General features: G+C 64.1%; 27 protein-coding genes and 1 tRNA gene. 16 read left to right on the forward strand and 12 right to left on the reverse strand.

The window, feature by feature from the left end:
• Positions 1 to 24: 24 nt before the first annotated feature.
• The 4 genes from FF80_RS07550 to deoD all read right to left on the reverse strand — a co-directional run bounded on the left by FF80_RS07550 (position 25) and on the right by deoD (position 3,854).
• The gene (locus tag FF80_RS07550) at positions 25 to 831 is read right to left on the reverse strand and encodes a hypothetical protein (RefSeq protein WP_081917319.1); all 807 of its coding nucleotides are present in this window, start codon (positions 829 to 831) and stop codon (positions 25 to 27) included.
• Positions 828 to 2,180, reverse strand: coding sequence for a hypothetical protein (locus tag FF80_RS07555; RefSeq protein WP_035099043.1), 1,353 nt, complete (start codon positions 2,178 to 2,180; stop codon positions 828 to 830). The genes FF80_RS07550 and FF80_RS07555 overlap by 4 nt, the downstream gene beginning before the upstream one ends.
• Before the next feature lie 337 nt (positions 2,181 to 2,517).
• Complete coding sequence (locus tag FF80_RS07560) at positions 2,518 to 3,141, reverse strand: hypothetical protein (RefSeq protein WP_035099044.1); 624 nt, start codon at positions 3,139 to 3,141, stop codon at positions 2,518 to 2,520.
• A gap of 2 nt (positions 3,142 to 3,143) precedes the next feature.
• Positions 3,144 to 3,854 carry a purine-nucleoside phosphorylase gene (gene deoD / locus FF80_RS07565; RefSeq protein WP_035099396.1) on the reverse strand — a complete coding sequence of 237 codons (711 nt, stop codon included), beginning with the start codon at positions 3,852 to 3,854 and terminating at the stop codon, positions 3,144 to 3,146.
• A gap of 128 nt (positions 3,855 to 3,982) precedes the next feature.
• Between deoD and argC the strand changes: the two genes are divergently transcribed.
• The 6 genes from argC to leuB all read left to right on the forward strand — a co-directional run bounded on the left by argC (position 3,983) and on the right by leuB (position 8,415).
• Positions 3,983 to 4,936: an N-acetyl-gamma-glutamyl-phosphate reductase gene (argC, locus tag FF80_RS07570; RefSeq protein ID WP_035099046.1), complete on the forward strand. Its 954-nt coding sequence runs from the start codon at positions 3,983 to 3,985 to the stop codon at positions 4,934 to 4,936.
• Between the two features lie 136 nt (positions 4,937 to 5,072).
• A complete protein-coding gene (leuD, locus tag FF80_RS07575; protein ID WP_035099047.1) occupies positions 5,073 to 5,678 on the forward strand; it encodes a 3-isopropylmalate dehydratase small subunit in 606 nt (201 codons plus the stop codon).
• Between the two features lie 3 nt (positions 5,679 to 5,681).
• Positions 5,682 to 6,107: a GNAT family N-acetyltransferase gene (locus FF80_RS07580; RefSeq protein ID WP_035099048.1), complete on the forward strand. Its 426-nt coding sequence runs from the start codon at positions 5,682 to 5,684 to the stop codon at positions 6,105 to 6,107.
• 6 nt (positions 6,108 to 6,113) lie between these two features.
• Positions 6,114 to 6,503, forward strand: coding sequence for a RidA family protein (locus FF80_RS07585; RefSeq protein WP_035099049.1), 390 nt, complete (start codon positions 6,114 to 6,116; stop codon positions 6,501 to 6,503).
• 14 nt (positions 6,504 to 6,517) lie between these two features.
• Positions 6,518 to 7,201 (forward strand): CPBP family intramembrane glutamic endopeptidase, encoded by a 684-nt coding sequence (locus FF80_RS20900; protein WP_081917320.1) that lies wholly within the window; start codon positions 6,518 to 6,520, stop codon positions 7,199 to 7,201.
• Positions 7,202 to 7,314: 113 nt separating this feature from the next.
• Positions 7,315 to 8,415 (forward strand): 3-isopropylmalate dehydrogenase, encoded by a 1,101-nt coding sequence (gene leuB / locus FF80_RS07595; RefSeq protein WP_035099050.1) that lies wholly within the window; start codon positions 7,315 to 7,317, stop codon positions 8,413 to 8,415.
• Positions 8,416 to 8,657: 242 nt separating this feature from the next.
• Here the strand turns inward: leuB and rpsP are convergent, their stop codons facing one another.
• Together rpsP and ffh are read right to left on the reverse strand one after the other, a co-directional pair.
• A complete protein-coding gene (gene rpsP / locus FF80_RS07600; protein WP_035099051.1) occupies positions 8,658 to 9,059 on the reverse strand; it encodes a 30S ribosomal protein S16 in 402 nt (133 codons plus the stop codon).
• 32 nt (positions 9,060 to 9,091) lie between these two features.
• On the reverse strand, positions 9,092 to 10,678 hold the full coding sequence (ffh, locus tag FF80_RS07605; RefSeq protein WP_035099052.1) for a signal recognition particle protein: 1,587 nt from the start codon (positions 10,676 to 10,678) through the stop codon (positions 9,092 to 9,094).
• A 283-nt stretch (positions 10,679 to 10,961) separates the two neighbouring features.
• On the opposite strand from ffh, the gene dapF reads away from it, so the two are divergent.
• From dapF to FF80_RS07625, 4 genes are all read left to right on the forward strand, one after another.
• Positions 10,962 to 11,852 (forward strand): diaminopimelate epimerase, encoded by an 891-nt coding sequence (gene dapF / locus FF80_RS07610; RefSeq protein ID WP_035099053.1) that lies wholly within the window; start codon positions 10,962 to 10,964, stop codon positions 11,850 to 11,852.
• Positions 11,852 to 13,117: a tRNA (N(6)-L-threonylcarbamoyladenosine(37)-C(2))-methylthiotransferase MtaB gene (gene mtaB / locus FF80_RS07615; RefSeq protein ID WP_035099054.1), complete on the forward strand. Its 1,266-nt coding sequence runs from the start codon at positions 11,852 to 11,854 to the stop codon at positions 13,115 to 13,117. The genes dapF and mtaB overlap by 1 nt, the downstream gene beginning before the upstream one ends.
• 161 nt (positions 13,118 to 13,278) lie before the next feature.
• Positions 13,279 to 14,517, forward strand: a complete 1,239-nt coding sequence (ftsY, locus tag FF80_RS07620) for a signal recognition particle-docking protein FtsY (RefSeq protein ID WP_035099056.1) — start codon at positions 13,279 to 13,281, stop codon at positions 14,515 to 14,517.
• Positions 14,518 to 14,624: 107 nt separating this feature from the next.
• A complete protein-coding gene (locus FF80_RS07625) occupies positions 14,625 to 15,275 on the forward strand; it encodes a septation protein A (protein ID WP_035099057.1) in 651 nt (216 codons plus the stop codon).
• A 4-nt stretch (positions 15,276 to 15,279) separates the two neighbouring features.
• Here the strand turns inward: FF80_RS07625 and FF80_RS07630 are convergent, their stop codons facing one another.
• The 5 genes from FF80_RS07630 to tsaD all read right to left on the reverse strand — a co-directional run bounded on the left by FF80_RS07630 (position 15,280) and on the right by tsaD (position 18,624).
• Positions 15,280 to 15,684, reverse strand: coding sequence for a DUF1761 domain-containing protein (locus FF80_RS07630; RefSeq protein ID WP_035099059.1), 405 nt, complete (start codon positions 15,682 to 15,684; stop codon positions 15,280 to 15,282).
• Positions 15,685 to 15,856: 172 nt separating this feature from the next.
• The gene (locus tag FF80_RS07635; protein ID WP_035099060.1) at positions 15,857 to 16,291 is read right to left on the reverse strand and encodes an EVE domain-containing protein; all 435 of its coding nucleotides are present in this window, start codon (positions 16,289 to 16,291) and stop codon (positions 15,857 to 15,859) included.
• Between the two features lie 4 nt (positions 16,292 to 16,295).
• Positions 16,296 to 16,589 (reverse strand): YciI family protein, encoded by a 294-nt coding sequence (locus FF80_RS07640; protein ID WP_035099063.1) that lies wholly within the window; start codon positions 16,587 to 16,589, stop codon positions 16,296 to 16,298.
• Between the two features lie 3 nt (positions 16,590 to 16,592).
• On the reverse strand, positions 16,593 to 17,579 hold the full coding sequence (locus tag FF80_RS07645; protein WP_035099064.1) for an NAD(P)H-dependent glycerol-3-phosphate dehydrogenase: 987 nt from the start codon (positions 17,577 to 17,579) through the stop codon (positions 16,593 to 16,595).
• Positions 17,569 to 18,624: a tRNA (adenosine(37)-N6)-threonylcarbamoyltransferase complex transferase subunit TsaD gene (gene tsaD, locus FF80_RS07650; protein WP_052153335.1), complete on the reverse strand. Its 1,056-nt coding sequence runs from the start codon at positions 18,622 to 18,624 to the stop codon at positions 17,569 to 17,571. The genes FF80_RS07645 and tsaD overlap by 11 nt, the downstream gene beginning before the upstream one ends.
• Positions 18,625 to 18,756: 132 nt before the next feature.
• On the opposite strand from tsaD, the gene hemC reads away from it, so the two are divergent.
• The 6 genes from hemC to FF80_RS07680 all read left to right on the forward strand — a co-directional run bounded on the left by hemC (position 18,757) and on the right by FF80_RS07680 (position 23,649).
• Positions 18,757 to 19,698 (forward strand): hydroxymethylbilane synthase, encoded by a 942-nt coding sequence (gene hemC / locus FF80_RS07655; protein WP_035099066.1) that lies wholly within the window; start codon positions 18,757 to 18,759, stop codon positions 19,696 to 19,698.
• Positions 19,695 to 20,426, forward strand: a complete 732-nt coding sequence (locus FF80_RS07660) for a uroporphyrinogen-III synthase (RefSeq protein WP_160172808.1) — start codon at positions 19,695 to 19,697, stop codon at positions 20,424 to 20,426. Before hemC ends, FF80_RS07660 begins: the two co-directional genes overlap by 4 nt.
• Positions 20,427 to 20,454: 28 nt before the next feature.
• The gene (locus FF80_RS07665) at positions 20,455 to 21,699 is read left to right on the forward strand and encodes a hypothetical protein (RefSeq protein ID WP_035099068.1); all 1,245 of its coding nucleotides are present in this window, start codon (positions 20,455 to 20,457) and stop codon (positions 21,697 to 21,699) included.
• Complete coding sequence (locus tag FF80_RS07670) at positions 21,696 to 23,072, forward strand: heme biosynthesis HemY N-terminal domain-containing protein (RefSeq protein WP_052153292.1); 1,377 nt, start codon at positions 21,696 to 21,698, stop codon at positions 23,070 to 23,072. The genes FF80_RS07665 and FF80_RS07670 overlap by 4 nt, the downstream gene beginning before the upstream one ends.
• A 164-nt stretch (positions 23,073 to 23,236) precedes the next feature.
• Positions 23,237 to 23,312: transfer RNA gene (locus tag FF80_RS07675), tRNA-Thr, on the forward strand.
• Between the two features lie 82 nt (positions 23,313 to 23,394).
• Positions 23,395 to 23,649 (forward strand): hypothetical protein, encoded by a 255-nt coding sequence (locus FF80_RS07680; protein WP_035099069.1) that lies wholly within the window; start codon positions 23,395 to 23,397, stop codon positions 23,647 to 23,649.
• Between the two features lie 15 nt (positions 23,650 to 23,664).
• Here FF80_RS07680 and FF80_RS07685 read toward each other — a convergent pair whose 3' ends face one another.
• Positions 23,665 to 25,944, reverse strand: coding sequence for an EAL domain-containing protein (locus FF80_RS07685; protein ID WP_052153293.1), 2,280 nt, complete (start codon positions 25,942 to 25,944; stop codon positions 23,665 to 23,667).
• Positions 25,945 to 26,038: the final 94 nt, after the last annotated feature.

Consider the following 26,038-nt stretch of genomic DNA (forward strand, 5'->3'; position numbering starts at 1 on the left):
CTCCACCGGTTCCGCTATGGCAGGTTAATTCTGCGCAAGGTTTGTGACGATCTTTAGTGCCGTCAGCTCCTCGGCAGAAAAATAGTACAGCTGGTCCGGCGGCGTCTGCAAGGCATGCAGCCACATGGCCGGATCAACACCCGATTTGGTCAGATGCGCAATGATATCGGCCGTCGTGCTCTGCGCATCGGCCATGGCGACGCCGGCCGCGCGCAGCGGGTCGCCACTCATGGCGGAAGCGTAAATCTGGTGCACGCCAATGGCGGCATCCGGACCGGCAATCCGCTCCACGCCCGAGGCAAAGACAATGGGGCAGGATGAGGCGCACAGCGATCCGGCCGCGACTTCGGTTGCCAGCCCCTGCTCACGAATCAGATCGCCTATCGCCAGCGCATCCAGGACCGACCCGCCGGGCGAATCGAGAAGGACAATCTGCACATACTCGCCGCGCGCCGCAATCTCGGCGGCAAAGCGCTCGGCGGCGCCCGGATCGATCGTGCCGGTCAGGCGCAATTGCCCGCCAGCGCCCAGGGCGATCTCCAATGGCTGGTCGAGCACTTCGGGGGCCGTGGTGACATTGGGCATCGGACCCTGCGGCAGCGCTGGATTGGAGGGCGGCAGGATGGGATGGCCGGGCCGGGCCAGCCCCGCGCTTTCGCCCGCCGTCAGCTCGCGAAAATCCACATAGAGCACCGAGGCGGTGCCGATCAACAGGCCGAAAAATGCCACCCGCAGGATCGCCCCATCCTCGAGCCCGGCCAGCCAGCGGATCGCCCCGCGATAGAAGGGGCCTTCGTCACTATCGGGGCGGGCATTGGCTGCGGTCTTCATGCCGGGCGCGGCCCGTCAGTGCGCTTGCGCTGCGCCGCGTCGATCGGGGTGACCGTGGTGTCATCGGCCACCTGCGCCGCTGCGGGTTCCTCGACCGGCTCCGGCACTATTTCGGGCTCCGTCACAGCAGGCTCGCTCCGCACCGGCTCGGACATTACCCCGGCCGCTTCCATGCGCCGGTACAGATTCATGGCGCGCAGCATTTCGGCGGCGGTGATATTTTCCGCCTCTTCCAGGCTTTCGGACTCCCGCCGCATGGCGTCATTGACGATCATCAGCACCAGGACCAGCACGACCGGCAAAAGATCAATGGAAATGGCGCCGGCCCAGGAGGGAATGAAATCCTGCCAATAGCGGATCACGGCTTCGGCACTGGACAGCGGCACGAAGCGGCGCTGCTCCACCGCCGGCACCGCCAGGATTTCGTCGGCCGCCGCGGTCAGCGCTGCCGATTGTGCCGCCACCGAGACGCGCACCGTTTCCATCACCTGATCCTGCCGATTGGCCAGATCGGCCGTCTGCCCATTGGCCACCGGCGCGATGAACCCGGCGGACAGATCCGCCGAAGCCCGCTTGACCGATGCGGCCACCCCGGTCTGCTGCAGGGAAGCGATAATGGCCGAAAGCTGCACCGCCTCGGTCTGGAAACTATCGGCGCGCGGCTCGATGGCGCCGGGGGTCGAGACCAGTTCGCGCATGGTGGCGAGCCGCGCCGAGCCCTGCTCGAACTGGCTCGCCACCTGGTCGCGCGAGCCGGTAATGGTGGCGGCCAGCTGGTTCATCTGCGTGCCCATCTGGGTCAGCAATTGCACGACGCTCCCCGAGCCGGTCGTGCCGGTCAGCGCGCCCGATTCCCGCTCATCGGCGGCCAGCCCGGTAAACCGCTCGGCCGCGCGCTGCACATCGGGCAGCAGCGACTGGGCGGCCAGCGCATTGGAATGGGCCTGATCGAGATCTTCGGCATAGCCCTGCAGGGTCACCGCCATATGCTGCTCGGTGGCGGCGGACCCCGCGAGCGCCGCCGCATTGAGCCAGCTCGACATGGCGATGATCATGGCGCAACCCGCCGCCATGGTGATGAACAGCCCGATCCGCTGCACCCCATTGGTCACCAGCGGCACAAAGCGCAGCATGAAGCTCCAGAAGGCATAGATCGCCACCGACACGGCGACCGAATAGATGATGGCGGCAAAGAACACGAAGTTCGCCGAGCCGTCGAGAATCCCCCGCACGCCCAGATAGGTATAGACGCCCGAGGCCAGCGCCAGCACCGCCAGCGCAAAACGGGTCATCGTCTCGACGCCCTTGACGGTTTCGTTGAGGCGATAGGCATTCGGCTTGAGCTGCATTGGCAATCGGGCCCCTCACGGTCTTAAGCGGAGGTTAACACAGCGATCCCGGCGGAACGGTGGCGGATTTGGTGAGGGTTAATGACGAGGCCGTGATGAGGCGGGGGCAACCCGACTTTCCTGTCCCTCGAAGGTAGCGAGCTGCCCCGGCCCACCTCGCCCCTCAGGGGAGAGGTCGCCGCAACGCGGCGGGTGAGGGGTGCGATGCTTCAACATCCTCGATGCCCCAGCATCGCACCCCTCACCCTGGCCCTCTCCCCTGAGGGGCGAGGGGACGATAGGGCCGATGGATCTGCGTATGCGACGGCCTCCCTCAATGGGGGAGAGAGCCCCAAACCTACCCGTTCAATTTCCGCATCACCCGTTCCACCCGGTCCCGCTTGGACTTTTGCGCGATGCCCTTGATGCGCCCTTTCAGCACTGCCAGGAAGCCCGGCTTCTGTTCGGGCGTCATCACGCTCGCGGTTTCCTCGGCATAGGCGGGAAACTGGTTGGGCGCCGCATTCTTGAGCCGCTCGACCAGGAGCGGCACGGCCTTTTGCGCATAGCCCGCCCGCGCCAGCTTGACCAGGATCGAGGTGCAGCGATCCTTGGCGATCACCGAGCCCTTGTCGGCCGCCGCCATGATGCGCGGCAATTCGGCCACCAGCGTATCGGCGCGCTGTTCGGCCACGCTGTCGAGCGCCGCCATGGCGCCCCAGACCTGTTTATTGTTCGAACTGGCCAGCGCCTCGAGAAAGACCGGGCAATAGCCGCCGACCAGGTCGGGCCGCCTTGCGCCGATCTCATACAGCACCTTCATGCCGTCATTGCGCTGCCGGCTGGTGCCCGAGCGCACCAGTTCGACGACCTCGGCAATACCCGCTTTGTCCTCGCGGGCCACCAGGTCTTCGGCCAGTTCGACATTGGGCGCCTCGTCGCGCCGCTCCAACGCCCCCGCCAGGCGATCCGCCACGCTCATCGTCAGGCCTCGATCGCCACGTCAAGCGCCAGCGTCACCATGTCCCTCAGCGAAGTCTGCCGTTCATCGGCATTGATCTCTTCCTTGGTGATCAGGCAATCGGTCATGGTGCAGATGGTGAGCGCCTTGACGCCAAACCGCGCCGCCAGCGTATAGAGCGCCGCCGCCTCCATCTCGACCCCGATCACTCCATGGCTGGGCAGCGCGCCATAGCCGGCAAAGCCGTCGGCGTGGTAGAAAATATCCGAGGAGAGCATATTGCCGGCGTGAAAGCGCATGCCCGCCGCCTCGGCCTTTTCCGCCGCCGCGCGCAGCAGGCCGAAATCGGCGATTGGGGCAAAATTGAACGCCCCGAACCGGTCCTTGACGATGGCGCTGTCCGTGGTCGCCGCCTGCGCCAGGATCAGGTCGCGCACTTTCACCCTGGCATTGAGCCCGCCACAGGTGCCCACCCGCAGCAGGGTCTTGGCGCCATAGACATTGATCAGCTCATGCACGTAGATCGACAGCGACGGCTGCCCCATGCCGGTGGCCTGCACCGAAACCGGCTTGCCCTTCCAGAGCCCGGTATAGCCCAGGCAATTGCGCACCGAATTGACCAGTCTGGGCGCCTCGAAAAACGTTTCGGCAATCCATTTGGCGCGCAGCGGATCGCCCGGCAGCAGCACCGCCTCGGCATAGTCGCCCGACTTGGCATGGTTATGTGGGGTCATTTTGGCTCCCTTGGCTTTGCTGCAAGCATTGCCACCCAGCGCCAGCAACGGCAAGAGCCGGGTCTATAGCGTCTTGACCCCGTCATCCTGCAGGTCCATTTACGCAGGGCTAAAAACGGAGCGCTGCCATGGCCGCCAAGATTTTCATCGACGGGGAAGCTGGAACCACGGGTCTGCAGATCCGCGATCGCCTGGCCGGCCGGCGCGATCTGGAAGTGATCTCCATTGCCGCCGACAAGCGCAAGGACCTGGACGAGCGCAAGCGCCTGCTCAATGCGGCCGACGTCGCCATCCTGTGCCTGCCCGACGATGCGGCCAAGCAAAGCGTCAGCCTGATCGAGAATGACACGACAAGGGTGATCGACGCCTCGACCGCCTATCGCATCAATCCCGACTGGGCCTATGGCTTTGCCGAAATGGACCAGGATCAGCCGGAAAAAATCGCCAATGCGCGCTTTGTCGCCAATCCCGGCTGCTGGCCGCAGGGGCTGATCGCCAATCTGCGGCCGCTGCTCGCCGCGGGCCTGCTGCCGGCCGATTTCCCGATCAGCTATAACGGCATTTCCGGCTATACCGGCGGCGGCAAGCAGATGATTGCCGAATATGAAGCCGCGGGGGACGCGGCCAGCCAGTTCATGCCCTATGGGCTGACCTTCAACCACAAGCATGTGCCCGAAATGACCAAATATACCGGTCTGTCCAGCGCGCCGCTCTTTGTGCCCAATGTCGGCGGCTTTGCCCAGGGCATGACCACTTTCGTGCCGCTGCAGCTGGGCCAGCTGGCCAAAGTGCCGGGCGGCAAGGATATCCACGCCGCCATTGCCGACCATTTCGCCGGGATCAAGGACAGCTTTGTGACCGTTGCACCCTATGATCCGGCCCTGGGCAAGACCCCGGCGCTCGACCCGCAGGCGCATAACAACACCAATACGATGACCCTGCATGTCTTTGCCAATGATGCGCGCGCCCAGGCCGTGCTGGTCGCCGTCTATGACAATCTGGGCAAGGGCGCCTCGGGCGCTGCCGTACAGAACCTCAACCTGATGCTGGGCGTCAGTGCCAGGGAAAGCCTCGCGGCTTAAAGCTCGTCGTCCCCACCCTCCCCTTCTGGGGAGGGAAACGGCTCCCGCAGGGCGAACCGAACGCTTTCCCCCAATCCCGACTTGACCAAATGCCCGCTTTTGCGCGATGAACCGCCCCAAAGCGAGGTTTTCCGTCATGGACAAGTTCATCACTCTGACCGGGGTCGCGGCGCCGCTGCCGATCATCAATATCGATACCGATATGATCATCCCCAAGCAGTACCTCAAGACCATCAAGCGCACCGGGCTGGGCACCGCCCTGTTCTCGGAAATGCGCTACAATGAGGACGGCAGCGAAAACCCCGATTTCGTGCTCAACAAGCCCGCCTATCGCGGCGCCAGCATCATCGTGGCCGGCGACAATTTCGGCTGCGGCTCCAGCCGCGAACACGCTCCCTGGGCGCTGCTCGACTATGGCATCCGCTGCGTCATCTCGACCAGCTTTGCCGATATTTTCTACAATAACTGCTTCAAGAACGGCATCCTGCCGCTGGTGGTCACGCCCGACCAGCTCAAGCTGCTGCTCGACGACGCCGAGCGCGGCTCCAACGCCACCCTGACCGTGGATCTGGAAGCCCAGACCATCAAGGGACCCGATGGCGGCACGATCCATTTTGATATCGATCCCTCCCGCAAGCAGATCCTGCTCGAAGGCCTGGACGATATCGCCGGCACGCTCAAGTCCGATCCGTCCATCACCACATTCGAAACCAAGATGGCGGCCGACCGCCCCTGGCTCTAGTCAGTGGCGGACATCGTCTACGAGGCCAAGCTCACGCCGCAGAGCGAAACCGCCATCGGCGATGCGCTGGTGGCGTTCAATCGCAGCCAAGTGCCGAGCTTTCCGGCCCCGGAGACGATCGGCCTCGTGCTGAAACGGCCGGACGATGGCAGCGTCGAGGGCGGGCTAACCGCCCGGATCAGCTTCAACCACATGTTCGTGGAAATGCTGGTCGTGCCCGAGCGCCTGCGCGGTCAGGGCGTCGGCCGCCAGCTCATGCAACAGGCCGAAGCGGTGGCGCGCGAGCGGGGCTGCGCCGGCATCTGGCTCGACACGTTCAGCTTCCAGGCACCGGGCTTCTATGAAAAGCTCGGCTATGCTGTCTTTGGCGCAATCGGCAATTATCCGCCTGGCCACAGCCGCTTCTTCCTCCACAAACCCTTGAGTTGATATTTCATGGTTCAGCGCGTTTCCACCGGCTCTCCCTTCGAGGCCACTTTCGGTTATTCCCGCGCCGTGCGGCACGAGGACAGTGTCTATGTCTCGGGCACGACGGGCTATGACTATGCCACCATGACCATGCCGGACGATGTCGGCGCCCAGGCCGCCAATGCGCTGGCCACTATCGACAAGGCGTTGAAAGAGGCCGGCTCCTCGCTGGCGGACACAGTGCGCGTCGTCTATTATGTGGGCGACCGCAATGATGTGGATGCGGTGGTCAAGGCCGTCGGCCCCGTGTTCAAGGATATCCGTCCGGCAGCCTCCATGCTGATCGTGCAGATGATCGAAGCGGGCATGAAGATCGAGATCGAAGTCACCGCCCGCATCGGGGCAGCCAACAGCTAGGGACAATCACAGACATGGCGAGCGTATCCAACCCCCAGGGCGCACTACCTCGCACCATGTTGAACCGGGCTCAGCTTGCCCTCGTGCTGCACGCGCTGGCGCTGATCGCCATCCTGCTCGTGCTGGTGCCGATCCTGACCAGCGCGCTGGGCACGACGGGTTATCTGGTGGTGTTTGCGCTCTACTGGATCGGCTTCTGCTCGCCGGTCATCGCCATCCATGCCCTCTCCGGGCGCAGTCCGCGCCTGTTCTCAGAAAAGCTCTCGCGGCGCGACTGGTTCGTGCCGGTGCTGTTGCTGGTGCAGGTTGTGGCAATCGGCGCCCTGGCCTTGGCGCCCAATACGTCGCTGCTCACCACGCCCGGCCTCATGCTGGCGGCCCTGGTCGCCATCATCAATGGCCCGCTCGAGGAAACCGCCTGGCGCGGCGGCTTCATGACCCGCTTTGCCGACCGGCCCAGGCTCGGCTTCTGGCTGGGCTGGCTGCTGTTCACCGCCTGGCATATTCCGCTCACCCTCAGCCATGGCGTGATCTTCGATGGCGGTGCAATGGGCCTTGTCGCCGGCGCTGCCGTGCTGGGCCTGCTGTGGAACTGGATCGCCTGGCGCACGGGCTCGGTGTTCTGGGTGGGCCTGGCCCACGCCCTCACCAATATCGCCACCTTCTGGGTGCTGTTCGACCGCAGCGGCTTCCTCTGACGCCAAGATTCCTGCCTGGCTGAACCGATCCGCCTGCGCACACCCTTGCGCGGCGCGCCAAAATGTCTCTATGTGCGCCCAAGCGTAACCACCAGTACGGCGAGGAGCATATTTTGGCCACCCATTCCCTATTTCTGTTGCCGGGCGACGGCATCGGCACCGAAATCATGGTCGAGGTCGAAAAGCTGATCGCCTGGACCAACCAAGAGCAGCTCACCGATTTCTCGACCGATAGCGGTCTTGCCGGCGGCGCGGCCTATGACCAGCATCAGGTGGCCATCACCGATGAGGACACGCAGAAGGCGCTCGCTGCCGATGCGGTGATCTTCGGCGCCGTAGGCGGGCCGAAATGGGACAATGTCCCCTATGAGCATCGCCCCGAAGCCGCCCTGCTGCGCCTGCGCAAGGAAATGGCGGTTTTCGCCAATCTGCGCCCCGCCATCTGCTATCCCGCGCTCGCCGATGCCTCCTCGCTCAAGCGCGAACTGGTCGAAGGCCTCGATATCCTGATCGTGCGCGAATTGACCGGCGGCGTCTATTTCGGCGAGCCCAAGACCATTACCGACCTGGGCGATGGCCAGAAGCGGGCGATCGACACCCAGGTCTACGAGACCTATGAAATCGACCGCATCGCCCGCGTCGCCTTCGATCTGGCCCGCACCCGTTCCGGCAAGGTTCACTCCGCCGACAAGAAGAACGTCATGAAGTCCGGCGTGCTATGGGACGAAGTGGTCAAGGGCGTCGCCAAGGACTATTCCGACATCGAGCTGCACCACATCCTGGCCGATAACGCGGCCATGCAGCTGGTGCGCAATCCCAAGCAATTCGACGTCATGGTCACCGATAACCTGTTTGGCGATATTCTGTCGGACGTTGCCGCCATGCTCACCGGCTCGCTCGGCATGCTGCCTTCAGCCTCGCTGGGCGCGCCCGATCCGCTCACCGGCAAGCGCAAGGCCTTTTACGAGCCCGTGCACGGTTCGGCCCCCGACATTGCCGGCAAGGGCATTGCCAACCCCATCGCCATGATCGCCTCGGTCGCCATGGCCCTGCGCTACAGCTTCGGCATGATCGAATTGGCCACCAAGATCGAGAACGCCATCTCGGCCGTGCTCAGCGACGGATTGCGCACCGGCGATATTGCGCAGGACAATCGCAAGACGGTCGGCACCGAAGAAATGGGCGCGGCGGTTCTGGCGAAGCTCAAGGCTTAAGACCGACGCTAACTCTCGCCTCCATCGTCCACACCCCTCCCAACGTCCCCCATCAAGGGGGAGGTGCCGTTCGGCGGAAATGGCACCATATTGCCCAAAGCTCGATGTCACCCTCCCCTTCATGGGGAGGGCCGGGGAGGGGTGACGAGAGCCCCAATATCCAGCCTCATGCTCTGACAGAGCCCAAACAACAAAAAGCCCCGGCGCTCGCGCACCGGGGCTTTCTGTTCAAACCGGCCAGATTACTCGGCGGCTGCTTCTTCAGCGGCCGGAGCTTCCTTGGGGGCGTTCTTGGCTTCTTCGATAGCAGCGGCCTTGGCGGCCTTTTCGTCGGCGCGGGCAACGGCCTTCTCGCCGGGCTTGGCCTTGTTCGGGTTGTTGCGGGCGTCGCGCTTGGCAACGCCGGCAGCGTCGAGGAAACGCAGCACGCGGTCGGTCGGCTGGGCGCCAACGCCGACCCAATGGGTTGCGCGTTCGGCATTGAGCACGACGCGGCCTTCATTGTCCTTGGCCAGCAGCGGATTGAACGTGCCGATCTTTTCGATGAAACGGCCATCGCGGGGCGAACGGGCATCGGCAATCACGATGTGGTAGAAAGGACGCTTCTTGGTGCCACCACGGGCGAGACGGATCTTGAGGGACATTGTTGGTTTTCCTTGAGGTTAGCTAAGCGGGATTATTTCTTCTTGCCCAGGCCGGGAAGGCCGGGGAAACGGGGGGGGCCACCCAGGCCGGGCAGGCCCGGAAGGCCGGAACCGGATTTGAGCAGCGCGCCGACATCGCTGGGCAGTTTCTGGGCGATCTGCGGCTGGGCGGCAGGCAGGCCTTGGAGTTGCTTGGGATCGATACCGGCCTGGCGGGCCATTTGTTCGAGCTGGGCCGGGTCCATTTTGGACATGTCCGGCATGCCGCCGAGCATGCCACCCATCTTGCCGCCGAACATGCCCCCAAGCGCGCCCATGCCGCCCTTGGACACCTTTTTCATCATATCGGCCATCTGACGGTGCTGCTTGGCCAGCTTGTTGATTTCGCTGACCTCGACACCGGCACCGGCGGCAATGCGCTTGCGGCGGGACGCATTGAGCAGGTCGGGCTCGGCCCGTTCCTTCTTGGTCATCGAATTGATGATGGCGATCTGGCGATCGAACACCTTCTCGTCGATATTGGAATTGGCCATGGCCTTCTTGATCTGGCCGGCGCCCGGCATCAGGCCCATGAGGCCACCCATGCCGCCCATCTTTTTCATCTGGATCAGCTGGCCACGCAGATCGTCCAGGTCAAAGGAGCCCTTTTTGAGCTTCTTGGCCATTTTCTGGGCGTCTTCGGCCGACACATGCTCGGCGGCCTTTTCGACCAGCGAAACGATGTCGCCCATGCCCAGGATGCGGTCGGCAATGCGGGAGGGGTGGAAATCGTCCAGCCCATCCATCTTTTCGCCGGTACCGATCAGCTTGATCGGTTTGCCGGTCGCTGCCCGCATCGAGAGCGCCGCGCCGCCACGGCCATCGCCGTCGACACGGGTCAGCACGATACCGGTCACATCGAGCCGGCTATCGAACGATCGCGCCACATTGATGGCGTCTTGCCCGGTCAGGGCATCGACCACCAGCAGGATTTCGTGCGGCTTGGCGATCGCCTTGATCTCGGCCGTTTCGGCCATCAGCTCTTCGTCGATATGGGTGCGGCCCGCCGTATCGAGAATGAGCACATCATAGCCGCCCAGCCGGCCCTCGCGCTCGGCGCGGCGGGCAATCTGGACCGGATTTTCGCCGGTGACGATGGGGAGCGTATCGACGCCCACTTGTTCGCCCAGAACGCGCAGCTGCTCCATGGCCGCCGGACGGCGCGTATCGAGCGAAGCCAGCAACACCTTTTTCTTCTGGCGTTCCTTGAGGCGCTTGGCGATCTTGGCAGTGGTCGTGGTCTTGCCCGAGCCCTGCAGGCCCACCATCAACAAGGTGACGGGCGCGGGGGCGTTGAGATCGATCGCGACGGCGGTCTCGCCCAATACGGCGACCAGCTCGTCATGGACGATCTTGACCACTTGCTGGCCCGGCGTCACCGAGCGGGTAACCTCGGCGCCGACGGCACGGTCCTTAACCTGCTCGACAAAGGCGCGGACCACTTCGAGGGAAACGTCGGCCTCGATCAGCGCGCGGCGGATTTCGCGCAGCGCCGCCTCGACGTCGGTCGCATTGAGCGCCCCACGGCCACGCAGTCCATCGAAAATTTTGCCAAGCCGGTCGGAAAGGCTCTCGAACATATTTTTGGTCCTTCTCTGCGGAGTGTTCCGCGAGACATAGGATCCATCAGTCCAAACGCCAAACTCACCCGCGGGCGCAACGCGCTGGCGGATGGTGGCCTCCGGGATCGGTTTATACCCCAAGGGGTCCCGGTCGGCTGGTCAGGGGCAAGCCTGATGAATGGGCTGGCTTTAGGGGAAAGCGGGCGCCGAGTCAAGAAAACGGCAGGCGAGGCCCCGTCCGACCCGCTGGCACTGGCAATTTTGCGGCACTTCCGCCATATAGAGCCGATATGAACTTCCCATGGGCGAGGCAAAAGTGAACGGCGTGCCGTTTCTCAAGATGAACGGGCTGGGCAACCAGATCATCGTGGCCGATATGCGCGGCCGCGCCGATCGGGTGACGCCTGCTGCTGCCATTGCCATCAATGCCATGCCAGCCACCAAGTTCGACCAGATCATGGCCATCCATGATCCCAAGACGCCCGGCACCGCCCATTATATCGAGATCATCAATTCCGACGGCAGCCTCGCCCAGGCCTGTGGCAATGGCATGCGCTGCGTCGTGCAGTTTTTGGCCTCTGAAAGCGGCCAGAAGACCTTTATGTTCGAGACGATTGCGGGGCTGCTGTTCGGAGAAGAACATGCAGACGGCATGATCACTGTCGACATGGGCACGCCAAAGCTGGCCTGGTACGACATTCCCCTGGCCGAAGAATTCGCCGATACCCGCCAGATCGAGCTGCAGATCGGGCCGATCGATGCGCCGGTGCTGCACTCGCCATCGGTCGCCTCCATGGGCAATCCGCATGCCACATTCTGGGTGCATGACGATGTGTGGAACTATGCTTTGGACCGGTTCGGGCCGATGCTGGAAAACCATCCGATCTTTCCCGAGCGCGCCAATATCTCGATCGCTCAGGTACTGACGCCAGACCGCATCATCCTGCGCACCTGGGAGCGTGGCGCCGGCCTCACGCTGGCCTGTGGCACCGCCGCCTGTGCCGCTTTGGTCAATGGCGCCCGCACCCGCCGTACTGCCCGCAAGGCGACAATCACCCTGCCGGGCGGCGATCTGGTGGTGGAATGGCGTGCTGACGACCATGTCGTAATGACCGGCCCCGCCGAGCGCGAATGGGTGGGCATGCTCGACCCCGCCAACGGCTCCTGGATCCGCGCCGGGGAAGCGGCCTGATGGCCGTCGAGACGCTGACATTCGGCTGCCGGCTCAATGCCTATGAAGCCGAGGTGATGAAGGCCGAGGCCGAGAAGGCGGGGCTCGACAATGCCATCATCATCAACACTTGCGCAGTGACCGCCGAAGCCGTGCGCCAGGCCAAACAGGCCGTGCGCAAGGCCCGCCGCGACAATCCGGCTGCCCGCATCATCGTCACCGGCTGCGCCGCCCAGACCGAGGCGCGCAGCTTTGGCGACATGGCGGAAGTCGATCTGGTCATCGGCAATAATGACAAGATGAAAGCCGAGAGCTACCAGCCCATGGTGTTCGGCACCCCGCTGAACGACAAGGTGCAGGTCAACGACATTATGAGCGTGCGGGAAACCGCCGGTCATCTGATCGAGGGCATGGATGGCCGCGCGCGGGCCTTCGTACAGGTGCAGAATGGCTGCGATCATCGCTGTACGTTCTGCATCATCCCGTTTGGCCGTGGGCCCTCGCGCTCGGTGCCGATGGGCATGGTGGTCGATCAGGTCAAAAAGCTCGTCGCCAATGGCTATGGCGAAGTGGTGCTGACCGGGGTTGATATCACCTCCTATGGCCCCGATCTGCCGGGCACGCCCACCCTGGGCAAGCTGACCCAATCCATCCTGCGTCATGTGCCGGACCTGCCGCGCCTGCGCATTTCCTCGATCGATTCCATCGAGGCCGACGAGGCGCTCTATGATGCCATTGCCAGCGATCGCCGGCTGATGCCGCATCTGCACTTGTCGTTGCAATCGGGCGACGACTTGATCCTCAAGCGCATGAAGCGGCGCCATTCGCGCGATGACGCGCTGGCCATTGTCGGCAAGCTGCGCGCCCTCCGCCCCGAAATGGTGTTTGGCGCCGATATCATCGCCGGCTTCCCCACCGAAACCGACGAAATGTTTGAAAATACCCGTCGCATCGTCACCGAGGCGGACCTGACCTATCTGCATGTCTTCCCCTATTCGCCGCGCGAAGGCACCCCGGCCGCCCGCATGCCGCAGGTCAATAAGCGCGTGGCACGCGACCGCGCCGCTATTCTGCGCGCCGAGGGCGAGGCGCAGTTCCAAAAGCTCTGCGCCAGCCGCGTCGGCAAAGTGGAAAACGTGCTGATCGAGCGCGACGGACTGGGCCGCACCGAGCAATTCGTGCCGGTCGCCGTGCCGGAAGCGCAACCCGGCGAGCTGCTGGCCGTTCGCATCACTGCCACTGCCGCCGATGGGCTGGTGGGTGAAGCCCTGCGCGAGGCGGCGTGATAACCAATAGCCGCTTTTTCTCCCACAGTGTCATTCCCGCGAAAGCGGGAACCTCTGTTACAAGGGATAGGGCGGCAAACGGAGGTTCCCGCTTTCGCGGGAATGACTCCTAGAAAAGAGCGGGCCTTCAGTGAACCGCCATCAGAAGTGAAAGCACGTTAATGACCGACAAGAAGCCGGGATTTTTCAAGCGATTGTTCGGTGGCGAGACCAGCCAGCCGGCGCCGCAACCCGTGCCGCCGCAGGAGCTTCCGGTCGAGCCGCCTCAGGACGTCCCACCACCAATCGATCCTGTGCCTGTGCCACCCGAACCGGTGCCGCCGGTCCCCGCGCCGGAACCCGAACCTGTGCCGGCGCCCCAGCCCGAGGAAATCCCGCCACCCGGCCCGCCCGAGACTACGCCCGATTATCTCGAAGATATCGCAGAAACGGCCGAACGCACCGCCGTTCCGCCACCTCTGCCTGTCGAGCCCCCCGCACAGCAGCAGGGCTGGTTTGCGCGACTCGCGTCCGGGCTCAAGCGCTCTTCCGATCAGCTCAGCGGCTCGATCACTTCGGTCTTCACCAAGCGCAAGCTCGATGCGGCAACGCTCGATGAGCTGGAAGACGTGCTGATCCAGGCCGATCTGGGCATCGAGACGGCCTCTGCCATCACCGAAACGCTGCGCCGCGACCGTTTCGACAAGGATGTCACCGGCGAAGACGTGCGCGCCGTGCTCGCTGCCGAGGTGGAAAAGGTGCTGGGGCCCGTGGCGCGCCCGCTGCTGATCGATCCCGGCCAAAAACCCTTCGTCATCCTGATGATCGGCGTCAATGGCTCGGGCAAGACCACCACGATCGGCAAGCTGGCGCAGAAATTTGTGGCCGAGGGCAAATCCGTCATGCTGGCGGCCGGCGATACGTTCCGCGCTGCCGCCATCGAGCAGTTGCAGATCTGGGGCCAGCGGACCGGCGCGCCGGTAATCGCCCGACCGGCGGGTTCGGATGCCTCGGGCCTGGCTTTCGATGCCATGACCCAGGCGCAGGCCGAAGGTCGCGATATTTTGATCATCGACACCGCCGGGCGCCTGCAGAACCGCGACGAGCTGATGAACGAGCTGGAGAAAGTCATAAGGGTGATCAAGAAGGTTAACCCTTCGGCACCCCATGCGACGCTTTTGACCCTCGACGCGACCACAGGACAGAATGCCATGCGACAGGCCGAAGTCTTCGGCCAGCGCGCCGGAGTGACCGGGCTGGTAATGACCAAACTGGACGGCACGGCGCGCGGCGGCATCCTCGTCGCCATCGCCAGAACGTTCGGCCTGCCGGTGCATTTTATCGGCGTGGGCGAAGGCGTGGATGACCTCGAACCCTTCGCCGCCGCCGATTTCGCCCGCGCCATTGCCGGCCGCGAGTGAGGCTTAGCCGCAATCTGACCACGCTGGCGGGTTAAGCGCCTGCTTGCATCATTACGCGCCTGCGCCCACATTGCGGCAGTGCCGAACTTGAAGAACCGAAAAACCGCATGACCGAAAAAACCGCCGAATCCGAGGTCAATTGGGACGAGCTGCGTCCCCAGCTCATCAAGATGGGACTGGAACTCGGTCCGCTGATCATCTTCTTCATCGCCAATGCGCGGGCCGATATCTTCGTGGCCACGGCCTGGTTCATGGGCGCCATGGTGGTGTCGCTGGTGCTGACCTGGGCGATCCTCAAGAAGATCGCCATCATGCCGCTGGTGACTGGCGCGGTCGTGCTGGTGTTCGGCGGGCTGACGCTGTGGCTGCAGGACGACACCTTCATCAAAATGAAGCCGACCATCACCAATTCGCTGTTTGGCGCGGTGCTGCTGGGCGGCCTGCTATTCGGCCATTCCCTGTTGAAATATGTGTTTGGCGACGTCTACAAGCTGCGCCCTGAAGGCTGGAGCAAGCTGACGCTCAATTGGGGCATCTTCTTCTTCGTCCTCGCCATCCTAAACGAAGTGGTCTGGCGCGGCAGCAATGCCTATTTCCCCAATGATCCCAAAGCCGCGACCGATCTATGGGTCGCGTTCAAGGTCTGGGCCACCATGCCGCTGACGGTGATTTTCTCGATCAGCCAGGTATCGCTGCTGAGCAAATATGCCCCGGCGGACGAGCCCAAGCACGTCCCGCCCATCGTGGTGGAAAGCTAGACGCCTAGCCGAATAGCCCGATCATCAGGCCATCGATCAGCAGCACGGCCAGCAGATACCCGCCATTGATCGCGGTCAGGCTCCAGGGCCGGCCTTCATAGCGATGATTGAGGACCATGGCAGTGAGGATGAAGCCCACCCACATATGGGCGCCGACAAGCAGGCCATTGCCCACATTAGTGGCTCCGGTCAGCGCCGGGGTCAGCAGGGCGATGAAATAGGCCATCACGAACAGCACGATGGCCGACCAGATAAAGGGCGTGTAATCGCCCTTGTTCATGTCTTCCATTTTCTTGCCGATACCGGCCAGCCATGGCTTGGACAGCAGCATGTACCAGCCGGCTCCGAAGCCGAAGCTGGCAATGGTGGCGACGATGACGGCAAGCCAGTTGACGGCAAAATGCGACATGCGATCTCCCCCGAAAGCGCGGTCTGCGCCGGGACAGATTAGCGCCTCCGCCGTATCATGAGAAGCTGCGGCATTTCAGTAGACCGCATCCTGAGCCTGTCGAAGGATGAGGGTCGTGGCAGAGTCTGCGCAAGCGACCTCGTGGTTCGACAAGCTCACCATGAGGTCTCTGTCAGAGCCCGCCCATCCTGCAGATAAAGTCCCATTCCGCTTCGCTCACCTTGGAGACCGAGAGGCGCGAGAGCTTGACCAGTTCGAGGTTTTCCAGCTCCGGCGTCGCCTTGATGGTGGCCAGCGTTACCGGCTTGGGCAGCGGTTTGACCGCTTCCACATCGACGCATTCCCACACCACCTGGCCCTTGTCGTTGGGCTCGGCAGTGCTGTCGGGATGAGCCAGCGCGATCACCTTGATGATGCCCACGATCTCCTTGCCGATATTGGAATGGTAGAAAAAGGCCAGGTCGCCCAGCGCCATGGCCTTCATATTGTTGCGGGCGGCATAGCTGCGCACGCCGTGCCATTGTTCGGGCTCGCCGCGCTTGGTCTTGGCCATCATGTCGTCGAAGGAGAAGACATCGGGCTCGGACTTCATCAACCAATAGGCCATGGCTTTAGTCCTTTTTGGTCATGTTGTTGATCGCCAGCCGCCAGGGCTTGATCTCGTAGCTGGCAAAGATGCCGGCGTCGATAAAGGGATCAGCCATGAAGCTGGCGGTGGCTTCTTCGATGGTTTCGGCTTCGATGACCATCAGCGATCCCTCGGGCGCACCGGCCTCGTTCAGCAGGGCGCCGGCCAGTACCAGTTTGTCGCCCAGGCTGTTGAGATGATCCAGATGCACCGGGCGCACTTCTGTGCGCTGGTCGCCGCTACCGGGCCTGTCCTTGGCGATCATGGCAAAAAGCATCGACTAATCCTCGCGTTTGAGCGGGCGGGACATCAGCCCCGCCACCACTGTGGCAATATCGGCTCTGCCGCTGAGCACAGCCTGTACGGCATGGATCAGCGGTGCGTCGACCCCAAGGCTTTTGGCCAGCGCATCGGCAACCGGCGTCGTGGCGACGCCTTCGGCCAGCTTGGCGCCCCCGGCAATGATGTCTTCCACGCTCTGGCCACGCCCCAGCGTCATGCCGAACTGATAATTGCGCGATTGCACCGAGGTGCAGGTCAGGGTCAGATCGCCCAGCCCGGCAAGACCGGTGAGTGTGGTGGCCGACCCGCCCATGGCGGTGACCATCCGGGCCATTTCGGCATAGGCCCGGGCAATCAGGGCCGAGCGGGCCGAGGCGCCCAGGTCTGCGCCCTCGATGGCGCCACAAGCCAGGGCATAGACGTTTTTCAGCGCCCCCGCGACTTCGACACCAATGCGATCATCGGCGGCATAGGGGCGGAAGCTGGGGCCCGCCAGGGCCAAGGCCAGCGCGGAGGTCTGTGTTGCATCGTCGCCCGCCAACGTCACCGCCGTGGGACGGCCCGCGGCAACATCGGCAGCAAAGCTGGGGCCGGACAGCACGAAGGGGATGGCTTCGGGCGCCATGTCGAACAGGATTTCGCTCTGCCGGTCGAGCGTGCCAGTCTCGAGCCCTTTGGCCGACAGGATCACCGGCTTGCCCGCGAGCAGATCAGGCGCAATGGCGCCAAGCGCAGCGCGGCTGGCTTGGGCCGGTACGGCGAGAATGATGATATCGGCGAGTCCCGCTTCGGTCGACGCGGTAATGTTTTGATGCAGCACTTGCGGGCCCAGATAGCGGGCATTGGTGCGTTTGCTATTGATCTCGTTGACCTGCGCGACATCCCGCGCCACCAGCGATACGCTGCGACCGGCCATGGCCGCCGCCTGCGCCAGAGCTGTGCCCCAGGCGCCGCCACCGATGACGCTGACAGTTTCAAGCCGCATCGGATGCCACCTTCATGTCAGGCAGATCGAGCGGCCAGCGGGGGCGCGCGGTAAAATCGAGCTGGTCGGTCGCGCCCAAGGCAAAGCGCTCGGCGCCCGCCCAGGCCACCATGGCGCCGTTATCGGTGCAGAGGGCAATTGGGGGCACGATCAGAGTGGCGCCGGCCGCGGAACAGACCTTGTCCAGGGCAGCTGCGATAGTGCGGTTGGCGGCGACGCCTCCGGCGACGACGAGCTGGGGCTTATGGTCCGGCAATTCGGCCTTGAAGCGTGCCAGCGCCTGCCCGGCGCGGACGGAGACGACCTCGGCCACCGCTGCCTGAAAACTCGCCGCGATATCGGCCACGTCCTGGTCCGATAGCGGCGCCAGGGCCTCGGCCTGCAGCCGCACAGCGGTCTTGAGGCCGGAGAAGGAAAAATCGAGCCGCGCCTCGCGCAGCAGCGGGCGGGGGAATTTGAACCGCTTGGGATCGCCCGATTTGGCTGTGGCTTCCACGGCGGGGCCGCCGGGATGGCCCAGGGTGAGGAGCTTGGCCACCTTGTCGAAGGCTTCGCCCAGGGCGTCATCGATCGTGGTGCCCCAGCGCTCATAGTTCCCGACGCCGCGCACCAGCACGAATTGGCTGTGACCACCCGAGACCAGCAGCATCAGATAGGGGAATTGCACCCCATCGGTCAGCCGCGCGGTCAGCGCATGGGCTTCGAGGTGGTTGACCGCGATCAGGGGCTTGTCGAGCGCGGCGGCTAGCGCCTTGGCGGTGGTCAACCCCACCAGCACGCCGCCGATCAGCCCCGGTCCGGCCGTGGCCGCGATGGCGTCGACATCACCGAGTGAAATTCCGGCCTCGCGGCAGGCCTGGGCGATGATATGATCGAGATAGGTGACATGGGCGCGGGCGGCGAGCTCGGGCACGACGCCACCGAAAGCTGCATGTTCATCGAGCTGGCTGCGCACCACATTGGAGCGAATAGCTGCCCCGCCCGCGGAATCGCGCACGACTATGGAGGCCGCAGTTTCGTCGCAGCTGGTCTCTATGCCAAGAATAGTGGCTTGCGCTTGCCGGGTCACGACGAACTGGTTACTCCCTGAAGCATCGTGCGGAAACTGGGAGCCAGGTTTCCGCCAGAACGATGCGACGTAAAGTCGAGCCTTTGCCTACTATAGGACGCCAAGAGATTGCAATCGCCAGCCCCCTTCGCCCGGATCGGAACACGCGGCAGCCCGCTGGCACTGGCACAGGCGCGGCTGGTGCGCAAAATGCTCTCCGAAGCGCATGGCGTTCCCGAGGATGATATCGCCATTCTGGTGATTTCGACCGGCGGCGACCGCAGCCAGGCCAGCAATGCCAGCCTCATCGAGATCGGCGGCAAGGGCCTGTTCACCAAGGAAATCGACGAGGCCATGCTGGCTGGCGTGGTCGATATCGGCGTGCATTCGTCCAAGGATGTGGCCACGAGCCTGCCTGAGGGCATTGCGCTGACCGCCTTTCTTGAACGTGAGGATGTGCGCGACGCCTTCATGTCGGTGAGCGTGCAGAGTCTGGATCATCTGCCCGAAAATGCCAAATTCGGCACCTCCTCCATCCGCCGGGCGGCGCAGGTGTTGCGGCAACGGCCTGATCTGCAGATTGTGCCGTTTCGTGGCAATGTCGGTACGCGGCTGCAAAAGCTGCTCGATGGGGTGGCTGATGCCACCATGCTGGCTGTGGCTGGGCTCAATCGGCTGGGCGAGGGGCATCGGGCGACGGCTTTGCTCGACCCTGAAATCTTCATGCCGGCGCCGGCCCAGGGCGCTATCGGCATTGCTGTGCGTCCGGACGACACGCGGATTGCTGATCTGGTTGCCGTGCTCGATCATGCTCCGACCCACACGGCGATTGCTGCCGAACGGGCCATGCTGGCCGTGCTCGATGGCTCCTGCCGCACCCCGGTTGGCGCGCTGAGCCGGCTTGAGGGCGGCACTTTGACGCTGAAGGGGCAAATCCTCAGCCTGGATGGCAAAACCGCCTTTGACAGCACGGCGACGGGTTCCGACCCTGTGGCGCTAGGCAAAACGGTCGGCGACGATCTGATCGCCCAGGCCGGCACCGAATGGCTGGCACAATGGGCCGCTACATGACGAGGATGCTGGTCACCCGCCCGGAACCCGATGCGCAATCGAGCGTGCTCAAGCTGGCCGCTTTGGGGATCGATGCTTTTGCGGCGCCGGTCATGGTGCGCCAGACGCTCGACAGCAGCGTGCCCCCGCCCGATGGCTTTGCTGCCATGGTGCTGACCAGCGCCAATGGCGTGCGTGCGCTGGCCGATCGGGGACTGGTCGGACAATACCGGCATTTGCCGGTGTTTGCCGTGGGCGACCGGACGGCGTTCGAAGCGCGCGAACATGGCTTTACCGAGGTCGCCAGCGCCGACGGCGCCTTTGCCGATCTGGTCAATCTGATTGCGCGGGCGCGGCTCAGCGGCCCGGTCTTCTATCCGGCGGGCAAGCATCAGAGTGGCGATCTGGGCAAGGCGCTGGCCCCGTTCGGCGTGATGGTGGCCACGGCACGGCTCTATGAAATGGTGGCGCTGGATAGCCTGCCGGAAGACGCTCTGGAGCGCTTGGCCGATGGCACGATCGGTGCGGTTCTGGTCTATTCGCGCCGCACGGCAGAGATTTTTGCGCAACTGGCGGGCCGGCTCGATCGGAGCCAGCGCAGCGCCATTGCCATGCTGGCCATGTCGGAAGCGGTGGCCGAGCCGCTGATGGAAAACCACTTCAATCGCATCAGCCTCGCCGACCGGCCCGATGAAGATGGCATGATGACGCTCGCACTGGCTTTTGCCCGCGAGCAAACTGGGCCATGATCGGCACCAAGAACCAAGGAGTCCGCGCATGGCCGACCCAAAGGGCAACGACCCCAAAGCGACCCAGGGCAAAGCAGCAGCCGATCCGGCTGTAGCCAGGCCCGAAGCTGGCAAGTCCGGCGCAGTCCGGCCGCCCGTGCTCGATTTGCAGGCGCGCGAGACTGGGGCTGGCGCCAAAAAGCCCGAGCCCGCGGAAAAGCTCGCGGCCGAAAGCGTTAGCCAAGCGCCCAAGCCAAGCGCTAGCGCACCGCCGCCTCGCGAGGGGTCGCCCGTGCTGCCGGCTATCGCTGGTGGTGTGCTGGGTCTTGCGGCCGCCTATGGCCTGGCCTGGTTCGGCCTTTGGCCAACCACGCCCGCCCCGGCGCCCCCTGCCGATCCACGGCTGGCCCAATTTGCCAGCGCCATTCCCGAACTCGAGACCGTGACCAACACGACCCAGTCGGAATTGGCGACGCTGACGCGACGCGTGGCCGGGCTCGAAAGCAATGGGCCGGCTAGTTCCACCGCCGAACCGGTCGATCTCGCCCCGATCCAGACCGAGATTTCGGCACTGACCCAGCGCATCGACACTTTGGCAAATGCCCCGGCAGCGCCCGGTAATACGACAGCTGTCGAGAGCCTACGAACCGAGTTGGCGGGCCTGACAACGCGGCTTGATGAACTGGGTGGCCGGTTGGGCAGCGCTGAAGCCAATCTGCGCAACCTCGACACCATTGTGAGCCAGACTTCGGCCACCCTGGCTGGCCAGCCCACCGATATCGGCGCCGTGCTGCAATTGCCGCTGATTCTCTCCGGCTTCGAAGCGGCCTTTTCGACCGGCCGGCCCTATGAGACCGAGTTGGCCGCTCTGCGCGCCGCCGTGCCGGATGCCGCCATACCCACTGCCATCGCCAATGCGGCAGTAGCCGGCTTGCCCCGTCCCGATGTCATCGCGCAACGCTTTGCCGATGTGCTCCCGGCCATCCTTGCCGGACGGCCTGCCGATCCCGCCGCCGGCTGGCAGGATGGCGCCGTTGATTGGTTCCGCTCGGCTATTGCCCTGCGGCCGACCGGGGAAATGGAGGGCGATTCGCCCGATGCCATCGCCTCGCGTCTCGAAGGGGCGATTGCCCGGCGTGATTTTGCGGGTGCAAAAGCCCTGTTCGATAGCCTCCCCGCCCCCATGCTGAGTGCGGCGGGTGATGTTCCGGCTCTGGTGGCAACACAGGCAGAGGCCGCGGGTTTCCTCGAACAATTGCGCGCCCAGGCGCTGGCGGGCGAGGTTCGCCCATGATCCGGCTCGCCTCCTGGATCATCGGTAGCCTGGTCGTGGCGGCGCTGGCCGCCTGGATGATCGCCCTGCCGGGCACCTTGACGCTGGAAGTGGCCAATTATCGCATGCAGCCCCGGCTGGGTGCGGCCATTGTCATGTTAATCATTGTGGCGCTGCTCATCATTTTCATCTGGTCGCTGATCCGCCGCGTGCTGACAGCGCCGCGCGCCATGGCCCGGCGCAATCGCGAGAAGCGCCGAGAACAGGGTGTCGAAGCCCTGTCCGACGCCATTGTTGCGCTGCAGGCCGGCGACCCGGCCCGCGCCCGGGCCTTGGCACGCGAGGCACAATCGCGCCTGCCGGCCAATGCGGCGGCACGCCTGCTCGAAGCCCGTGCCGATCTGGCTTTGGGCGACATGTCAGCGGCCCGCGAGCATTATCGTGCCCTGATCGCCAGCGAGAAAACCGCCGTCGCCGCATTGACCGGCCTCTATGATCAGGCCCGCGCCCAGCATCGCCCTGAAGCCGCGCTGACCTTTGCGCGCAAGGCGCTGGCCTTGGCGCCGGGCAGCGGTTGGGCGGCGGAGGCCGTATTCGACGATCTGACCAAACGCGGCCAATGGGCCGAAGCGGTTGCCATGGTCAATGCCGAAGCGGCCAGCAGCCGCGAGGCGCGCGCCGCCAAACGCCGCCGCCAGGCCGTGATCGAAACCGCCCGCGCCCGTGAAGCCGAAACCAGCGCCCCGCTTTCGGCGCTCGATCATGCGCTGACCGCGCTCAAGCTACTGCCCGATTTCGTGCCGGCGGCCCTGATTGCCGCGCGCATCCACATCAATCGCGGCGAGACGCGCAAGGCGATGAGCCTGTTGCGGCGCATCTGGCGCTCCACCGGCCATCCCGATATTGCCGCGCTCTATGCCCATGCCCAGCCCGGCGCTTCGGCGATCGACCGGCTCAAGCGGCTGGGGGAGATCATCGAGACCCCGCCACCGCATCGTGCCGCCGGCATGGCATTGGCTCGCGCGGCCATCGATGCCTATGACTGGCCGCTGGCCCGCAAGGCGCTGGAGCCCTTTGCCGGAGCCGACGCGACACAGGGTGTCGCCAGCCTGATGGCGGAAATCGAGGAAGGCCAATTGGGCGACCAGGGCAAGTCCCGCGAATGGCTGGCCCGTGCCGTACGCGCGCCGCGCGACCCGGCCTGGACCGCCGATGGCCTCGTCAGCGACGAATGGGAACCCATTTCCCCGGTCACCGGGCGGCTGGATGCCTTTGAATGGAAGGCGCCGGTGGCGCTGACCGGGCGGGCCATGCAACCCGCCGCACCAGCCGGTTTGCAATTGCCTGCCGCCGACCCCGCCTTGCCTCTTGCACCGGCCGAAAACCCAACGTAAAAGACCCAGCGTTCCGCTGCGGCGGATAAGCCGCTTTAGCTCAGTTGGTAGAGCACATCATTCGTAATTAGCGGGTCCGCTAGAGAATGACGTTCGAAGCCAGTGCGTTGGGGCTGGTGAGTGAAAGTTAGTAGGGCCATAGTATGGCCAGTGTGAAGGGTTAAGCCGCTTTAGCTCAGTTGGTAGAGCACATCATTCGTAATGATGGGGTCAGGTGTTCGAGTCACCTAAGCGGCACCATAATTTCTCTCGACATCATGGGCTGATCGCTGTCTCTCTTGCGGAGGGCCATTGCGACATGCCGGCCCAAAGGACAGCGCAGATGACCGATAAGACCCCCTTGCCGACCAAGCTCATCGTGCTGCTGGCCTTCGACAAGGGCGAGGATGGCGAGCTGTTCCCCGCCTTTGACGCGCGCGAAATGCGCGACGAATCCACCGCCATGCGCACCGGCCGCGACTTGGCCGGCAAGCATGCCGGGGTGATCGCCTGGTCGCGCTCGGCCGATCTGGTCAATGGCGAATTCGGCGATCCCGTCGTGCTGTTCCAGCACGGCGATGTGCCGGACATGGACTGATATTGCCGTCGGTGCCTAACCGTGCCGGCGATTGGCCTGAACCAGCCGCCGCGGCGCATTGAGCCGCCCGATCAGCTCGGCAATATCGCGCGCCGGCAGCGGACGGCTGAAGAAATAGCCCTGCACCTGCTGCACCTTTGTATGCTGGAGCACCGCATCGAGCTGAGCTTCGGTCTCCACACCCTCGGCCACCACGATCAGGTCGAGATCGCGTCCCAGGCGCGCGACATTGGCCAGCAGCCGAAGCGATTTTTCATCGCTCGCGATATCGGCCACGAAGGAGCGGTCGATCTTGAGCTTGGTGAAGGGCAGCGCATGCAGATAGCTCAGCGACGAATAGCCGGTGCCGAAATCATCAAGCGCAATCGCCACGCCCCTGGCCGCCAGCGCGGTCAGCAGGCGCTTGGCGATGTCAGGCTCTTCGATCACCGCCGTTTCGGTAACCTCGATCTCGAGTCGTGACGGCGCCAGCCCGCAACATGCCAGCGCCTCTTCGATCACGACCATCAGATCGACGCCGCGGAAATCGCGCGCCGAAATATTGACCGCAACGCTCACCGCGCCCGGCCAGGAACTGCATTGCTCGATCGCCGTGCCGATAACCCATTCGGTAATCGGGGAAATCAGCCCCATTTCCTCGGCCAGCGGAATGAAGGTGGAGGGCGCAATAAGGCCCAGTTCGGGATGATTCCAGCGCGCCAGCGCTTCGCAGGCCACCACCTTGCGGGTGGCGATATCGACCAGCGGCTGGAAGGTCAGGGTCAATCCGCCATGCTGCACTGCCTCGCTCAGATCGGCCTTGAGCCGCTGGCGATAATGGTAGTCGATATCCATCTGCGCGTGAAAAATCTGACTCCTGGCCTTGCCGTCGCCCTTGGCCGAATAGAGCGCCAGATCGGCCTTGGTCATCAGCTCGTCGAGGCCGTCATCGACATTGCCGCTGGTGACCAGGCCAATGCTGACATTGGCCTGCAGCGTCAAGCCATCGCGCTCAAACGGGGACGCAAAGGCTTCGAGCAGCGCCTGGGCATCGATATTGGCTTGGGCCGCATCCGCAACGGCACCGCGATAGACGACGAATTCATCGCCCCCCAGCCGCGCCAGGATCGCATCCACCGGCACGGTGGCGCGCAGCCTTTGCGCGACCAGGCGCAGCAGATGATCGCCCATGATGTGGCCGAACGTGTCGTTGACATGCTTGAAGTCATCGACATCGATGATCATCAGCGCCACCGCTCCGCCATCCATGCTCGATCGGCGGCTCGCGATATGTTCGGCGGCCAGTTCGCCGAAATAGGCGCGGTTGGGTAATCCCGTCAGAGCGTCGTGCCGCGCCATGAAATGAATGCGTTCTTCGGAACTGACGCGGGTGCTGATATCTTCGAGCAGCAGCACGCAGCGCTCCAGCCGGGCGCTGACCGTAACCTCATAATAAAGCCCCTCGGGCAGGGTGAGCCGCAACTTGCCCGATTGGCGCCTGCTGATCAGGTCGAGCAGGCGATCCACCGCCATGCGCGGCAGTTGGCCATTTGCGCCCATTTCGCTCAGGATGGCGGCAAAGGGCTGGCCCATCAGCCTGGGCGCGCCAAGCCGGGCGAAGACCCGGACCGCCGGCTCATTCACCACGCAGATCACGCCCGCTTCGTCCAACACGCACAGACCATGTTCGAGCGTACTCATAGCCATGTCGAGTTCGCTCGCCAGCCGGGACGCTTCGGTCCGGCCGTGTACCGCGCTGAGCAGGATGGCGCGGATATCGCCCGCCAGCTTGCGAAAGCTCGACAGCATCACGCCCAGTAGCCCCGCCAGCACGATATAATAGCCGCCGCCATGCAGCGCATAACCGGCCGCAAGCGGCACGGTGACCAGCACCAATTGAATGGTCACCAGCCGGTCGAGCCCGAAATTGCGTGCGCAAATGCCCGCCATTGCCGCAATGGAGAGCGAAGCGCTGGCCACGGCGGCAAACGGGTCCCGCACTATGGCCATCGAAGCAAAGCACCAGATGCCATAGACCAGGGCCAATAGTCCGCCGCTGAGCACGGCCCGATTTTCCCAATATTCGGCCGCCTGCGCATCATCGCTGTCGATGGCGGCCCGCCAGAATGCCCGCATATCGGCATAGCGAAACAGACCGATGATTACGAAAGCCAGCGTCACCAGGGCCAGGGCAGGCGAGTTGGCGCTGTGGGCCGTGAGGGCGGCGGTGAGCGCAGCCGCCAAGGTGCCCAAAAGCATCGCCCGCCTGTCGCCATAGACGGAGCGGATGATGGACACGTAATCGAGCGCCGGCATCGATCTTCGGGCCGAGGTGAACACCTGCTATCCCCAATATGTCGGGCGATATGAGGCGCTTGAGGCATTAAGATCGCCTTGCCAGCCGTGGTTG

Origin of the sequence: Devosia sp. LC5, assembly GCF_000735585.1 — a bacterium.
In the GTDB taxonomy this organism is placed as follows: domain Bacteria; phylum Pseudomonadota; class Alphaproteobacteria; order Rhizobiales; family Devosiaceae; genus Devosia.